The sequence below is a fragment of the Nocardia sp. alder85J genome, assembly GCF_020176955.2.
Classification (GTDB): domain Bacteria; phylum Actinomycetota; class Actinomycetes; order Mycobacteriales; family Mycobacteriaceae; genus Nocardia.
Genome location: NZ_JAIUCZ020000005.1, coordinates 684,457 through 698,551, shown reverse-complemented (window position 1 = coordinate 698,551; position 14,095 = coordinate 684,457). Strand labels below are relative to the sequence as shown.

12 protein-coding genes are annotated in these 14,095 nt (G+C 69.0%); 11 read left to right on the top strand and 1 reads right to left on the bottom strand.

The window, feature by feature from the left end; genetic code table 11:
* Positions 1–34 precede the first annotated feature (34 nt).
* From murC to LBW94_RS22970, 11 genes are all read left to right on the top strand, one after another.
* The gene (gene murC / locus LBW94_RS23020; protein ID WP_225053289.1) at positions 35–1,468 is read left to right on the top strand and encodes a UDP-N-acetylmuramate--L-alanine ligase; all 1,434 of its coding nucleotides are present in this window, start codon (positions 35–37) and stop codon (positions 1,466–1,468) included.
* Positions 1,465–2,268, top strand: coding sequence for a cell division protein FtsQ/DivIB (locus LBW94_RS23015; RefSeq protein WP_225053215.1), 804 nt, complete (start codon positions 1,465–1,467; stop codon positions 2,266–2,268). Before murC ends, LBW94_RS23015 begins: the two co-directional genes overlap by 4 nt.
* A 357-nt stretch (positions 2,269–2,625) precedes the next feature.
* Positions 2,626–3,867 carry a cell division protein FtsZ gene (gene ftsZ / locus LBW94_RS23010; RefSeq protein WP_225053213.1) on the top strand — a complete coding sequence of 414 codons (1,242 nt, stop codon included), beginning with the start codon at positions 2,626–2,628 and terminating at the stop codon, positions 3,865–3,867.
* Positions 3,868–4,436: 569 nt separating this feature from the next.
* The gene (gene pgeF, locus LBW94_RS23005) at positions 4,437–5,201 is read left to right on the top strand and encodes a peptidoglycan editing factor PgeF (protein WP_225053288.1); all 765 of its coding nucleotides are present in this window, start codon (positions 4,437–4,439) and stop codon (positions 5,199–5,201) included.
* Positions 5,198–5,971: a YggS family pyridoxal phosphate-dependent enzyme gene (locus LBW94_RS23000; RefSeq protein ID WP_225053211.1), complete on the top strand. Its 774-nt coding sequence runs from the start codon at positions 5,198–5,200 to the stop codon at positions 5,969–5,971. The genes pgeF and LBW94_RS23000 overlap by 4 nt, the downstream gene beginning before the upstream one ends.
* Before the next feature lie 105 nt (positions 5,972–6,076).
* The gene (locus LBW94_RS22995; protein ID WP_225053209.1) at positions 6,077–6,907 is read left to right on the top strand and encodes a cell division protein SepF; all 831 of its coding nucleotides are present in this window, start codon (positions 6,077–6,079) and stop codon (positions 6,905–6,907) included.
* A gap of 152 nt (positions 6,908–7,059) precedes the next feature.
* Positions 7,060–7,362 carry a YggT family protein gene (locus LBW94_RS22990; protein WP_225053207.1) on the top strand — a complete coding sequence of 101 codons (303 nt, stop codon included), beginning with the start codon at positions 7,060–7,062 and terminating at the stop codon, positions 7,360–7,362.
* 77 nt (positions 7,363–7,439) lie between these two features.
* Complete coding sequence (locus tag LBW94_RS22985; RefSeq protein WP_225053205.1) at positions 7,440–8,276, top strand: DivIVA domain-containing protein; 837 nt, start codon at positions 7,440–7,442, stop codon at positions 8,274–8,276.
* 94 nt (positions 8,277–8,370) lie between these two features.
* On the top strand, positions 8,371–8,571 hold the full coding sequence (locus LBW94_RS22980; RefSeq protein WP_225053203.1) for a hypothetical protein: 201 nt from the start codon (positions 8,371–8,373) through the stop codon (positions 8,569–8,571).
* A gap of 348 nt (positions 8,572–8,919) precedes the next feature.
* On the top strand, positions 8,920–12,198 hold the full coding sequence (ileS, locus tag LBW94_RS22975) for an isoleucine--tRNA ligase (protein WP_323137905.1): 3,279 nt from the start codon (positions 8,920–8,922) through the stop codon (positions 12,196–12,198).
* 253 nt (positions 12,199–12,451) lie between these two features.
* Positions 12,452–13,072 (top strand): C40 family peptidase, encoded by a 621-nt coding sequence (locus tag LBW94_RS22970; RefSeq protein WP_225053201.1) that lies wholly within the window; start codon positions 12,452–12,454, stop codon positions 13,070–13,072.
* A gap of 93 nt (positions 13,073–13,165) precedes the next feature.
* On the opposite strand, the gene LBW94_RS22965 is transcribed toward LBW94_RS22970, so the two are convergent.
* The gene (locus LBW94_RS22965) at positions 13,166–14,044 is read right to left on the bottom strand and encodes a UTP--glucose-1-phosphate uridylyltransferase (protein ID WP_225053199.1); all 879 of its coding nucleotides are present in this window, start codon (positions 14,042–14,044) and stop codon (positions 13,166–13,168) included.
* Between the last annotated feature and the right edge of the window lie 51 nt (positions 14,045–14,095).

Here is a 14,095-nt window from a genome sequence, read left to right as displayed (position 1 = left end):
GACCGAACTACCGGAGTTGCTGCGGCGGGTGCATATGGTCGGCATCGGCGGTGCCGGCATGTCCGGCATCGCGCGCATCCTGCTGGCCCGCGGCGGCGCGGTGTCCGGGTCGGACGCCAAGGAGAGCCGCGGCGTGCTGGCGCTGCGGGCCCGGGGCGCCGCGGTGCGCATCGGGCACGACGCCAACGCGCTGGATCTGCTGCCCGGCGGCCCGACCGCGGTGGTCACCACCTTCGCGGCCATCCCGAAGACCAATCCCGAGCTGGTGGAGGCGAATCGGCGCGGCGTGCCGGTGCTGCTGCGGCCCACCGTGCTGGCGGAGCTGATGCGCGGGCACCACACCCTGCTGGTGTCGGGCACGCACGGCAAGACCTCCACCACCTCCATGCTGGTGGTCTCGTTGCAGCACTGCGGTTTCGACCCGTCCTTCGCGGTCGGCGGCGAGCTGAACGAGGCGGGCACCAACGCCCATCACGGCACCGGCGGCTTCTTCGTGGCCGAGGCCGACGAGTCCGACGGCTCGCTGTTGCAGTACGAGCCGGATGTCGCCGTGGTCACCAACATCGAGTCGGACCACCTGGACTACTTCGGCACGCTGGAGGCGTACATCCAGGTCTTCGACGATTTCGTGGCGCGGCTGCGGCCGGGCGGACTGCTGGTGGTGTGCCTGGACGATCCGGGCTCCCGCGGCCTGGCCGAGCGGATCGCCGCCCGGGACGATCTGGACGTCCGGATACTCGGTTACGGCTCCGGCGAACTCGCCGACGCGCCGGTGCCGGTGGGGGTACGGCTGCTGAACTGGGAGCCGCGCGACGTGGGCGGGGTGGCCACCGTGCAACTGGCCGACGAGTCGGCCCCGCGCACCCTGCGGTTGTCGGTGCCCGGCCGGCACATGGCGCTCAACGCGCTCGGCGCGCTGCTGGCCGCCCGCGCCGCGGGCGCCGACCTCGGCGAGGTGTTGCAGGGCCTCCAGGGGTTCGGCGGCGTGCACCGGCGGTTCCAGTTCGTCGGCCGGGAGAACGGGGTACGGGTCTTCGACGACTACGCCCATCACCCGACCGAGGTGCGCGCGGTGCTCGGCGCCGCGGCGGAACTGGTCCGGCAGGAGGCCGCCGACGGCGCCCGCTCCCGGCCGGGCCGGGTCATCGTGGTGTTCCAGCCCCATCTGTACAGTCGCACCGCGACATTCGCGGCCGAGTTCGGCGCCGCCCTCGATCTGGCCGACGAGGTGGTGGTGCTGGACGTGTACGGCGCCCGGGAGGAGCCGCTGCCCGGCGTGAGCGGCGCCCTGGTGGCCCAGTCGGTCACCGGCCCGGTGCACTATCAGCCCGACATGTCCCGGGTCGGCCGGCAGGTGGCGAGCCTGGCCAGGCCCGGCGACGTCGTGATCACCATGGGCGCCGGCGATGTCACCATGCTCGGCAGCCAGATCCTCGACGGCCTGCGGGTGCGCCCGTCCGGCCGATGACCCCGCGCAGCGCGCCGGAGTCCGCGACGCGTGGCGCCCGCGGTGCGGACCCCGATGCCGACGAGACGGTGGAGTTCGCCAGGCCCGGTTCGGGTTCGCGGCGCGGGCTCGCCGATTCGATGGGCGGGCTGGCCGATTCGCCGGCGGGGCGGCTGGCGATGCGGGTGCTGCCGGTGCTCGGAGTGTTGTTGCTGCTGGCCGGAATCGCCTGGTTCACACCGGCGTTGTCGGTGCGCACGCTGAAGGTCGAAGGGCTGTCGGCGGTCTCCGAACAGCAGATCCGCGCGGCGCTGGCGGTGCCCTCGGGCCGGTCCATGCTGCGCATCGATACCGAGGCGATGGCCGCGCGGGTGGCGGCGCTGCCGCGGGTGCGGTCGGTGCGGGTGCAGCGGGTGTTCCCGTCGACGGTCCGGGTGACCGTCGTGGAGCGGACGCCCGCGCTGTACTTCGACGGTCCGGACGGCTCGCACCTGATCGACAGCGACAGCGTGGAATTCGCCGTCGAGCAGGCGCCGCCCACCCTGCCCAAACTCACCACCGACCATCCCGGCGGTAGCGATCCGGTTACCAAGGCGGCGGTCGACGTTCTCGACGCCACTCCGCAGGAGCTGCGTGACCAGGTGGGAGAGGTTGTCGCACGGTCGGTTTCGGACGTCGCGCTGAACCTGCGTGACGGCCGGATCGTGTTGTGGGGCGGGCCGGACGATTCCACGCGCAAGGCGGCGGTGGTGCTGCCGATACTGTCCCGGCCGGGCACGCTGTTCGACGTATCCAGTCCGGATCTGGTAACGGTAAGATAGTGATACCCGTTGTGCCTTCGGAGTTTTCGGTGAGGACCTGATCCCACTCGGGTGTCCGGAGGACGATTCACCGTGCCGTGAACGGCCGTTCGCGATACGATGCGGGGCGGGCTCTGACGAGATATGAATCGCACAAGATTCTGCCTCTCGTCTCGGCGCGCCTGCGCGCTGATTGCGACCGGTGCGAATAGCGTTCCGCACCAGTCGGATACTTGACATAACGCTGACCCTATGGTTGAGGTTTAGGGTTTGCCCGGGGAGTTCTCTCCGGGTCGACCGGCCGGGTCGACCGAGTGGTCGGCGCTGTGCCGAGCATCCGAAAACGACAGGCTTGAGATCGAAGGAAGGCGAGAGCCCATGACGCCCCCGCACAACTACCTTGCTGTGATCAAGGTCGTCGGCATCGGCGGCGGCGGCGTCAACGCCGTCAACCGAATGATCGAGCAAGGCCTCAAGGGAGTCGAGTTCATCGCGGTCAACACGGACGCGCAAGCGTTGTTGATGAGCGATGCCGACGTCAAGCTCGACGTGGGGCGCGAACTCACTCGCGGACTCGGCGCCGGTGCCGACCCTGAGGTCGGCCGCAAGGCCGCCGAAGACCACAAGGACGAGATCGAAGAGGTGCTCAAGGGCGCCGACATGGTCTTCGTCACCGCCGGCGAGGGTGGTGGCACCGGCACCGGTGGCGCCCCCGTGGTGGCGAGCATCGCCCGCAAGCTGGGCGCGCTGACCATCGGTGTGGTGACCCGCCCGTTCTCGTTCGAGGGCAAGCGCCGCAGCAATCAGGCCGAGGCCGGTATCCAGGCGCTGCGCGAGTCTTGCGACACGCTGATCGTCATTCCGAACGATCGGCTGCTGCAACTCGGCGACGCTCAGGTCAGCCTGATGGACGCGTTCCGCTCCGCGGACGAGGTCCTGCTCAACGGTGTGCAGGGCATCACCGATCTGATCACCACCCCGGGCCTGATCAATGTCGACTTCGCCGACGTCAAGAGCGTCATGTCCGGCGCCGGGTCGGCCCTGATGGGTATCGGCTCCTCGCGCGGCGACGGCCGCGCGGTGAAGGCGGCCGAGGCGGCGATCAACTCGCCGCTGCTGGAGGCGTCGATGGACGGCGCCCACGGCGTGCTGCTCTCCATCGCTGGCGGGTCGGATCTGGGCCTGTTCGAGATCAACGAGGCCGCCTCGCTGGTGCAGGAGGCCGCGCACATCGAGGCGAACATCATCTTCGGCACCGTGATCGACGATTCGCTGGGTGACGAGGTGCGGGTCACCGTGATCGCCGCCGGCTTCGACGGCACCGGCCCGGCCCGCCGGGTCGAGCCCGCCGCGCGCAGCAGTACCTTCACCAGCGGCCGCTCCGGTGAGGTCGGCCAGAGCCAGCAGCGCAGCACCGAATTCGCCGCTCCCGCGCCGACTTCGGCGACCCCGGCCGCCACCCCGCCACCCCAGGCGGTCAGCCGCGGCCCGGCCCCCTCCTACGAAACACCGCGACCGAGCACCGATCCCACGGTCGCGCAGAACTCCCGCTCGCACATCCAGCCCCCCGACGAGGATTCGGACGACGACGTCGACGTCCCCTCCTTCATGCGGCGGTAGCAGACCGATCACGGACGCCCGCGCGGAATTCCGCGCGGGCGTCCGTGTCTGTGCCGGGCATCGCCGGGGCTCGGTTTGCGGGTCGACTTCCGGAGACGGGCCGCTACCGTCGGGACTGTGACGAAATGTGGCCACACCGGATGAGTTGCCGCGCAAGGCTCGCGGACGCGACCGCAGACCGTCCCGCAGGCGAGGCCACCGGGTTCACTCGCGGCGTACTTCCGGGACGCTGTGGCTCGTGGCCTGCCTTGGAGTATGAGCGTGAGTGACTTTCGAGGCGGTTACCTGGGGGCTCCTGGGGTGGCCCGGCGGGCCCATGGCGCACCGGTGGTGGCGAGGGCGGGTCCTCCGGTCGGCCCGGTTGCGGCTGCGAGGCACTCACCACGCGGCCCATCCGCAGCAAGGGGTGCGACGCCGGTTACTTGCTGGTACCCGATGCGCGCTGCTGGTACACAGTTGGGTATGCCTCATGCGACAGCAGATTCCGACGGCGCCGGGGTGCTTCCCCGCCGAACCTTCGCCCGAGCGGCATCGGGGTGGGCGCTGTGACCGACTCCGGAGGCGTCGACGTGCACGATCGGACCGATGCGGAAGCCGACCGTCAGGTCCGTACCCGCCGGGTGACCACCACGCGGGCGGGCGGGTTCTCGCGGGCCCCCTACGACTCGTTCAATCTGGGTGATCATGTCGGTGACGATCCGGAGGCGGTGCGGCGCAACCGGATCCGGCTGGCCGAGGGGATCGGGCTGGAACCGGATCGATTGGTCTGGATGGAGCAGGTGCACAGCCGCAACGTGGAGATCGTGGACGGCCCCCGCGCGGAGCCGGTGCCGGTCACCGACGCCCTGGTGACCACCGTGCCCGGCTTGGCGCTGGTGGTGCTGAGCGCCGACTGCGTGCCGTTGCTGTTGTCCGACGACGAGGCCGGGGTGATCGCGGCCGTGCACGCCGGCCGGGTGGGCGCGCGGATCGGGATCGTGCCGCGGGTACTGGAGGCGATGCGGTCGGTGGGGGCGCGGCCGGAGCGCATCGGCGCCTTCCTCGGCCCCGCCGCGAGCGGTCGGCAGTACGAGGTGCCCGCCGCGATGCGCGCCGATGTCGAGGCCCATCTGCCCGGCAGTGCCACCACCACCGCCAAGGGCACCCCCGGGCTGGATCTGCGGGCGGGCATCCGGCGGCAGCTGGAGGCAGCCGGGGTCGGCGCGGTCGCCGTCGACCCGCGTTGCACCATCGAGGACGCGGCGCTGTTCAGTCATCGGCGCGGCGCCCCGACCGGTCGGATCGCCGGGGTGATCTGGATGGAATACGTCACCCCGGGGGAGTCCGCGCTATGACCGCCGGCCCCGGCTCCGGGGCGGCCCGGGGACCGGTTGCCGCCGTACCGGGCTCGGCGCGCGCCGCCGCGCTGGGTACGGCCCTGACCGGGCTGCTGGACCGGATCGCGGCCGCCTGCCGGGCGGCCGGCCGGGATCCCGCGGCGGTTCGATTACTTCCCGTCACGAAATTCTTTCCCGCTTCGGATATCGACATTCTCTATCAATTGGGACGTCGGGAATTCGGCGAATCACGCGAACAGGAAGCCGCCGCCAAGGTGGACGAACTGAGCGGTCTCTCACCGATCCGATGGCACATGATCGGCCGTTTACAGCGCAACAAGGCCAAATCGGTCGCGCGCTGGGCGGCAGTAGTCCATTCGGTCGACAGCGAACGTCTGGCAACAGCGCTCGACCAGGGCGTTTCGGCGGCTCGTGACGCAGGTCACCGGGACGCCGCGCTGCGAGTGTTGCTGCAAGTGAGCCTGGATCGCGATCCGGGCCGCGGCGGCGTCGTCCCCACCGAACTGGCGGCCCTCGCCGACCAGGTCGAGCGCTGCGAGAACCTCCAGCTGGCGGGCCTGATGGCGATTCCGCCGCTGGACAGCGAGGTGGAGGCGGCCTTCGCCCGGCTCGCCGGGATCCACGCGCGCCTGCGGGCTGCTCACCCCGCGGCGACCGAGTTGTCCGCCGGGATGTCCGGAGATCTGGAGGTTGCGATCGCGCACGGCTCCACCTGCGTGCGTGTCGGTACTGCCCTCATGGGCGCTCGACCGATAACCTCCCAGTAGCAAACAAACCTCATCAGTCACATTCGAAACATATGCTGGGCTGGCGAGGATTGCGCAAGACTTCAACACCCCAGGCAGCCGGGGGCCGGAGGAAGGTCGACCAGGATGAGCACGCTGCACAGGTTCAAGGCGTACTTCGGCATGGTTCCGCTCGAGGAATACGAAGACGATTACGTCGACGACCGCGCACCGCGTAGCGTCGACGAGCGTGGTCCGCGTAGTGCCGACGGCCCGCGCAGTGTGGACGAGCGTGGTCCGCGGCGGGTCCGCGAGTACGGCGACGCCCGGTACGAGGCGGCCGGTCGCGCGGCCCGGTACGGCGACGAGTCCGGTTATGCCGAATCCACCTACCAGGACGCCTACCAGCCCGGGTACACCGGCGCACGGCGCGAGTTCGGGGACGAGTCGTACGCGGGCGACCGCTACGACGCGGCCCGGCGTCCGGCGCGGGTCGAGGCGGTGCCGGCCGCGCGTTCCGGCCGGCCGGCGACCGACCGGCCCGGTGGCGGCGCCCCGGTGGTGCGCGGCACCACGCACGGTGCGCTGGCGGTGGATCCGGAGGCCGAGCGCCGGTTGGAAGAACGGCGACTGGAGGAGCGTGCCCGCTACGAGCCGGCACCGCGACGCTCTCCGGCGTTCGTCGAGGAGGGTGGGCCCTTGTCCAAGATCACGACCCTGCGTCCGCGCACGTACGCCGAGGCCGCCATCATCGGTGAGCGATTCCGTGACGGCACCCCGGTGATCATGGACCTGGTGGAGATGTCCAATGCCGACGCCCGCCGCCTGGTCGACTTCGCCGCCGGTCTGGCGTTCGCGTTGCGCGGCTCCTTCGACAAGGTCGCCACCAAGGTGTTCCTGCTGTCCCCGGCGGATGTCGACGTGTCGGCCGAGGAGCGGCGCCGGATCGCCGAGACCGGCTTCTACAACCAGAAGTAACTTCGGCCGTCGGCCGCCACCCCCGGAGCCCGTGGTTCCGGGGGTTCACCTGCGCAGACGGGTACGCCGGCGAGTGCCGGGGGCCGGTGTGGCGCGCTCGGGCGCGGCGCGGGGAGTTTGCAGGCCACCGATTCTGAGGCAGAGTGGACGCTGTGGCCCTGTTCCTGGTGCTGTACTACGTCCTGTTCTTCTTCTGGCTGCTGCTGATCGGCCGAATCGTCGTCGAGTTCATCCGTAGCTTCGCGCGCGACTGGCATCCGCGCGGCGTCATGGCGGTCATCCTCGAGGTCGTCTTCTCCATCACGGACCCTCCGGTGAAACTCCTGAGGCGGTTGATACCTCCCGTGAACTTGGGGGGAATTCGTCTCGATCTGTCGATTATGGTGCTGATATTCATAGTCTTCATCCTGATGTCGATCACGAGCAGGCTCGGGCAGCCGGTAGCCCCGGTGTGACAGAATGGGTGGAGACGAAGAAAAGCTTGCTAGATCTAACCGCTAGATCTCCGTACGAAGCGTGAAGGGATCCGTCCATGCCGCTGACCCCAGCCGATGTGCACAACGTCGCGTTCAGCAAACCGCCGATCGGGAAGCGCGGCTACAACGAGGACGAGGTCGACGCCTTCCTCGACCTGGTCGAGCAGGAGCTCTCACGTCTCATCGAAGAAAACGCCGATCTGCGCCAGCGGGTTGCCGAGCTGGATGCCGAGCTGTCCGAGGCCAAGAAGGCCCCGCGCCCGGCCCCGCAGGCGGTGAAACCGGCGCCGCCGCAACCCGAGCCGCCCAAACCCGTACCGGTGCCGCAGCCGGCGCCCATGCCGATGGCCCCGCCCCCGGTGCCGAAGGATGTGGGCGGAGCCGACGCGAACCTCCAGGCCGCCAAGGTGCTCAGCCTGGCGCAGGAGATGGCGGACCGGCTCACCAGCGACGCCAAGACCGAGGCCGAGCAGTTGCTGGCCAATGCGCGAGCGAATTCGGAGCGTCTGGTCAGTGAGGCGCGCACCCGTTCCGAGGCGATGATCGGCGAGTCCCGGCAGAAGGCCGAGGCGCTGTTGTCGGATGCGCAGAACCGTTCGGACAGCCAGCTGCGTCAGGCCAAGGAGAAGGCCGACACGTTGCAGGCCGACGCCGAGCGCAAGCACACCGAGATCATGGCCACCATCACCCAGCAGCGCAGTGTGCTGGAGAGCCGGATCGAGCAGCTCAAGACCTTCGAGCGGGAGTACCGGGTGCGGCTGAAGTCCTACCTGGAGTCGCAGCTCGAAGAGCTGGAGAATCGCGGTTCGGCGGTGCCGGTCGACGGCGGCGACGCGTTCGACGGCATGGGCAGCAACCACGCGTCGGCCGGATTCGGCAAGGGCGGCAAGTAGAATCGGTACGGCCTCTGCCCTTCCCGCCGGGAAGCGGCAGCAGTGTCATGGTCGATTGTCTTGGCGCACGCCAAGGCCCGCCTAGGGGGTGAGCATGCTCGTCCTGACGCTCGTACTGGCCGCGATCGGTTTCGCGTTGCTGGTGACCGCGCTGACCACCGGTTCGGTGGTGTGGGCGTGGGGTTGCATCGTGGTCTGTGTGATCGGTGCCGTGGTACTGCTCGCCAGCGCTCTGTCCAACCGGCAGTCCACCGACGACTCGGTGATCCGCCCCGGCAGACACGCCAAACGCTGACTCGGATGCTCGCACCGGGTGAGGCCCGAAAAGTGAGTTGCCCGCGGTGGCTACAATCAAACCAGAAACCTGATCGGAAGTATCGGCGAAGATCCGGCCATCACCGGGGAGCCTTCGGAAGAACGGTGTGCCGAGTGCCCGCGAGGCTCCGGCCACACTCAGTAGAACCGGACGGGTGAGCCCGACACAGCTCGCAACGAGAGGCCCGAAGGGCTCGGATGCGCGGTAGGCGTCCGAGATGTCCGGGCAAGCGGGGTGGTACCGCGGTTTCGGCGCACGGGCGCCGATGTCGTCCCCGTGACCGCATACGCGCCCTACGGCGCCGGCACGAGGAGACCACAGCCAGCGATGGCGGACGAAACCCCCACACCCGTCGGTGCGGCCTATCCCCGAGTGGATCTCGGTGCGGGCGGCCAGGTGTCGTTCCCCGATCTGGAGCGCCGGGTACTCGACTACTGGGCCGCCGACGACACCTTCCAGGCCAGCATCGACAACCGCGACGGCCGCGACGAGTTCGTCTTCTACGACGGCCCCCCCTTCGCCAACGGGTTGCCGCATTACGGGCACCTGCTGACCGGATACGTGAAGGATTTGATCCCGCGTTTCCAGACCATGCGCGGCAAGAAGGTCGAGCGCAGATTCGGCTGGGACACCCACGGTCTGCCTGCGGAAATCGAGACCGAGAAGCAGCTCGGTATCACGGACAAATCACAGATCGACGAGATGGGGCTCGCGGAATTCAATGCCGCCTGCAAAAGCTCCGTCCTGCGGTATACCGACGAGTGGCGCACATATGTGACACGTCAGGCCCGCTGGGTCGACTTCGACAACGATTACAAGACGCTGGACCTCGACTTCATGGAGTCGGTCATGTGGGCGTTCAAGTCGTTGTACGACAAGGGCCTTGTCTACCAGGGCTTCCGGGTGCTGCCGTACAGCTGGTACGAGCAGACGCCGCTGTCGAATCAGGAGGCCCGCCTCGACGACGCGTACCGGATGCGCCAGGATCCGGCGGTCACCGTGGACATGACCCTCGTTGTGCCGGAAGATCATCCGCTGCACGAACTCGACGGCGCCCAGGCGCTGATCTGGACCACGACCCCGTGGACGCTGCCGTCCAACCTGGCCGTCGCCGTCCATCCCGACATCACCTACGTGCAGGTGCGCGGCCGCGACGGCAAGCGTTACCTGCTTGCCGCCGAACGGGTCTCGCACTACGGCCGGGAGCTGGGCGACGAGGTCGAGGTGTTGTCCGAACATCTCGGCGCGGCGCTGGCCGACCTGCGCTACCTGCCGCCGTTCGATTTCTTCGCCGGACACCCGAATTCGCATCGGGTGCTGACCGCCGACTACGTGACCACCGACTCCGGCACCGGAATCGTGCACCTGGCACCGGCATTCGGTGAGGAGGACATGGCGGTCTGCGTCGAGCACGGCATCGAGCTGGTGCAGCCGCTGGACCAGGGCGGACGCTTCACCTCGATGGTCCCGCCCTACGAGGGCCTGATGGTGTTCGACGCCAACCCGGTCATCATCAAGGATCTCAAGGCCGCCGGGAAACTGTTGCGGCACGAGACGATCGAGCACTCCTATCCGCACAGCTGGCGGTCGGGCCAGCCGCTGATCTACATGGCGGTGCCGTCCTGGTTCGTGGCGGTCACCACCTTCCGCGACCGCATGGTCGAGCTGAACCAGCAGATCACCTGGGTGCCCGACCACATCCGCGACGGCCAGTTCGGCAAGTGGCTGGAGAACGCGCGCGACTGGAACATCAGCCGGAACCGCTACTGGGGTGCGCCGATTCCGGTCTGGATCTCCGACGATCCGGCCTACCCGCGAGTGGACGTGTACGGCTCGCTGGACCAGCTGGAACACGACTTCGGCGTGCGCCCCACGGATCTGCACCGGCCCGCCATCGACGAGTTGGTGCGGCCCAATCCCGACGACCCGACCGGGAAGTCGATGATGCGCCGCACCCCGGAGGTGCTGGACTGCTGGTTCGAGTCCGGGTCGATGCCGTACGCGCAGGTGCACTACCCGTTCGAGAACAAGGAATGGTTCGAGGGCACAGCCGGTGTGCCAGCGCACAATCCGGGCGACTTCATCGTCGAGTACAACGGCCAGACCCGCGGCTGGTTCTACAACCTGCACGTGATGGCCACGGCGCTGTTCGACCGGCCGGCCTTCCGATCGGTGATCGCGCACGGCATCGTGCTCGGCAACGACGGCCTGAAGATGTCGAAGTCGAAGGGCAACTATCCCGACGTCAACGAGGTCTTCGACCGCGACGGCTCCGATGCCATGCGCTGGTTCCTGATGGCCTCGCCGGTCCTGCGCGGCGGCAACCTGATCGTCACCGAGCGCGGCATCCGCGAGGGGGTCGGCCAGGCGCTGCGGCCGCTGTGGAACGCGTGGACGTTCCTCCAGCTGTACGCCTCGAAACCCGGTGCCCGGCGCACAGATTCGCCGCACGTGCTGGACCGCTACATCCTCGCGAAGCTGGCCGAGACCCGCGATGTCATGACCGACGCGCTGGAGGCCTACGACATCGCGACCGCCTGCGACGCGCTGCGCACCTTCGCCGACGCCCTCACCAATTGGTATGTGCGCCGGTCCCGGACGCGGTTCTGGGAGGAGGATCGCGACGCGGTCGACACCCTGCACACCGTGCTGGAGACCACCTGCCGGCTCGCCTCCCCGTTGCTGCCGTTGATCACCGAGGTGATCTGGCGGGGGCTCACCGGTGAGCGTTCGGTGCATCTGGCCGACTGGCCGGAGGCGCGGGAGCTGCCGCGCGATCCGGAGCTGGTGGCGGCGATGGACGAGGTGCGGTCGGTGTGCTCCACGGCGCTGAGCCTGCGCAAGGCGCAGAACCTGCGGGTGCGGCTGCCGCTGTCCGAGCTGACCATCGCCGCGCCGGACGCGGATCGGTTGCGGCCGTTCGCGGATCTGGTCGCCGACGAGGTCAACGTCAAGCGGGTCGACCTGACCACCGACGTCGCCGCGCACGGCCGCTTCGAACTCGCCGTCAACGCCCGCGCCGCGGGCCCGCGTCTCGGCAAGGACGTGCAGACGGTGATCAAGGCGGTCAAGGCCGGTCAGTGGTCGGAGAGCCCCGAGGGTGTGGTCAGCGCGGCGGGCATCACGCTGCTGCCCGAGGAGTACACCCAGCGCCTGGTGGCCGCCGAACCCGAGTCGACCGCCGCCCTGCCCGGCAACGCCGGTCTGGTGGTGCTGAATTCGGAGGTCACCGAGGAGCTGGAGGCCGAGGGCTGGGCCCGCGACCTGATCCGCGACCTCCAGGAGACCCGCAAGTCGCTGGGTCTGGAGGTCTCCGACCGGATCACCGTGGTGCTGGAGGTCCCGGCCGAGCACAAGCACTGGGCCGAGACCCATCGCGAGCTGATCGCCGGGGAGATCCTCGCCACCGCGCTGACCTTCGGGGAGGCCGGGTCCGGCGCCGCCGAGATCGTCGGCGGGGTCCGGGCCGCTCTGCGTCGTGGCCGGGCCGATCGGACGCGGAGTCTGCGGCGAGGCGGCCTGCTCCGGTTGGGTGAGCTGACCGCGCCGAGGAGCGAGGCATGCCGACCGGTCATCGGGACCGTTCGGCGCACCGTCGGTGGATGAGTGCGGTTGCAGGGCATTTCGAGGCGTCGACGGGTCGTCGCGGCCCGCGTGGTCTGCGCAACCCCGGCGCCGCGCCGATCGGGTTGCAGATCGGAAAAGGATCCCGATCGTCCCTTGTGTGCCTCTTGTGGCCTGAGATACAAAACACATCTACAGCGTCGTCTGATGCTGGTGTGAATTCTGTGGTTTCTGGTGATGCCCTCGCCGCCGCGCGATGTCGCGCGGCGCACTGTAGCGACCGAAAGGTGCGTGCATGACGAGTTCGGCGCGAGCGACGGCCCGGCTGTGTCTGGCGGCCGCGGCGATATCCCTGGCCGGGGTGGTCTGGGCGGGTCCGGCCACCGCCACCAGTCTCGATCTCGACGATGTGCTGCCCGCCGGAACGGAACTGCCGGTGGAGGTCTCGGTGGATCTGCCCTTCGACGTCACCGATATCGTCGGTCCGCTCGAGGACGTCTCCGGCGGTTTCGGATCCGGCTCGGCGGCCGGGCCCGCGGCGCTCGCGTCCTCGGTGCCGATCTCCAGTCCCCGCGCGCTGGCCGCGCTGAGCATCGCCGGGACCCAGGTCGGCAAGCCCTACGAATGGGGCGCCACCGGTCCGATCGCCTACGACTGCTCCGGCTTGGTGCAGTGGGCGTTCCGGCAGGTCGGGGTGTCGCTGCCACGGACGACGTACCAGCAGGCGCGGGCCGGCAGTCCGGTGCCGATCTCGGCGTTGTCGCCCGGAGATGTCGTGGTACTCAACCGGGACGGTTCGCACGTCGGTATCTACGCCGGTGAGGGCATGGTGCTCAACGCCTACGACCGCGGCTTCCCGGTGGGGCTGACGCCGTTGAACCGGTTCGCCATCTTCGCCGTCCGCCGGTTCTACTGAGCCGAGGTCCGGAAGGCCCGGTCGGCTGGGGAAGGCCGGCCCGGGCCGGCCGCCGCACCCCGATCCGGGGGAGCGGCGGCCGACCGGCGGACGCTAGCCGCCGACCAGATTGCGCAGCGACGGCCCGAACTCCGGATGCGCCAGCGCCGAGGCGAATTGTGCGATCAGATAGTCGGCCGGATTGCCGGTGTCGTACCAGCGGCCGCGGATGACCTGCCCGTACACCGCGTTGGCGGCGGCGAACACGTTGATCGCGTCGGTCAGGTACACCTCACCGGCGCGGTGTTCGTACCATTGCGCGACCTGCTTGCGCAGTTCCTCGACGATGCCGGGGGTGACCACGTAACCGCCGATGGCCGCGTACGAGGAGGGCGCGTCCTCCGGCTTGGGCTTCTCGACCAGTCCGGTGATGCGCATCAGCCCGTTGTCGAAGGTCTCCGCGACCAGCGGCACGCCGTAGCGCTTGGAATCCGAGGGATCCATCGGCATCAGCGCCAGCACCGGCGAATTGGTCTTGTGATAGGCGTCGATGAGCTGCTGCGCGCGCGGCACCTCGGCGACGAACACATCGTCCGGCCACAGCACCAGCATCGGCTCGTCGCCCAGGTTGCGGGCGGCGTTGAGCACCGGGGTGCCGTTGCCGTAGGGGCCGTTCTGATCCAGATAGGTGATATGACCGAGGCGGCTGAGTTCGCCGACCTCCTCGACGGCATCGGCGTAGGCGGTCTTGCCGTCGGCGCGCAACTGCTCGACCAGTGCCGGATTGGGGCGGAAATGATCCTGGATCAAGGATTTTCCGCTACTGACCACGATCGTGATGTCGGTGATACCCGAGGCCACCAATTCGCGCACGGTGTGCTCGATCACCGGCTTGTCACCGACGGGCAGCATCTCCTTCGGAATTGCCTTCGTCAACGGCAGCAGGCGGGACCCGATGCCTGCGGCGGGTATCACGGCCTTGCGGATAGTCATGATCCGATCATCACATACTCGGCGCACCGGAGATGTCGGTAGCGGGGCGTA

What these genes read in the sequence shown, in the direction of transcription:
- murC (WP_225053289.1), top strand. Translation starts at nt 35, where the DNA reads ATGGTCGGCATCGGCGGTGCCGGCATGTCCGGCATCGCGCGCATCCTG.
- LBW94_RS22985 (WP_225053205.1), top strand. Translation starts at nt 7,440, where the DNA reads ATGCCGCTGACCCCAGCCGATGTGCACAACGTCGCGTTCAGCAAACCG.
- LBW94_RS22965 (WP_225053199.1), bottom strand. Translation starts at nt 14,044, where the DNA reads ATGACTATCCGCAAGGCCGTGATACCCGCCGCAGGCATCGGGTCCCGC.
- LBW94_RS22980 (WP_225053203.1), top strand. Translation starts at nt 8,371, where the DNA reads ATGCTCGTCCTGACGCTCGTACTGGCCGCGATCGGTTTCGCGTTGCTG.
- LBW94_RS22995 (WP_225053209.1), top strand. Translation starts at nt 6,077, where the DNA reads ATGAGCACGCTGCACAGGTTCAAGGCGTACTTCGGCATGGTTCCGCTC.
- LBW94_RS22970 (WP_225053201.1), top strand. Translation starts at nt 12,452, where the DNA reads ATGACGAGTTCGGCGCGAGCGACGGCCCGGCTGTGTCTGGCGGCCGCG.
- LBW94_RS23015 (WP_225053215.1), top strand. Translation starts at nt 1,465, where the DNA reads ATGACCCCGCGCAGCGCGCCGGAGTCCGCGACGCGTGGCGCCCGCGGT.
- ileS (WP_323137905.1), top strand. Translation starts at nt 8,920, where the DNA reads ATGGCGGACGAAACCCCCACACCCGTCGGTGCGGCCTATCCCCGAGTG.
- ftsZ (WP_225053213.1), top strand. Translation starts at nt 2,626, where the DNA reads ATGACGCCCCCGCACAACTACCTTGCTGTGATCAAGGTCGTCGGCATC.
- LBW94_RS23000 (WP_225053211.1), top strand. Translation starts at nt 5,198, where the DNA reads ATGACCGCCGGCCCCGGCTCCGGGGCGGCCCGGGGACCGGTTGCCGCC.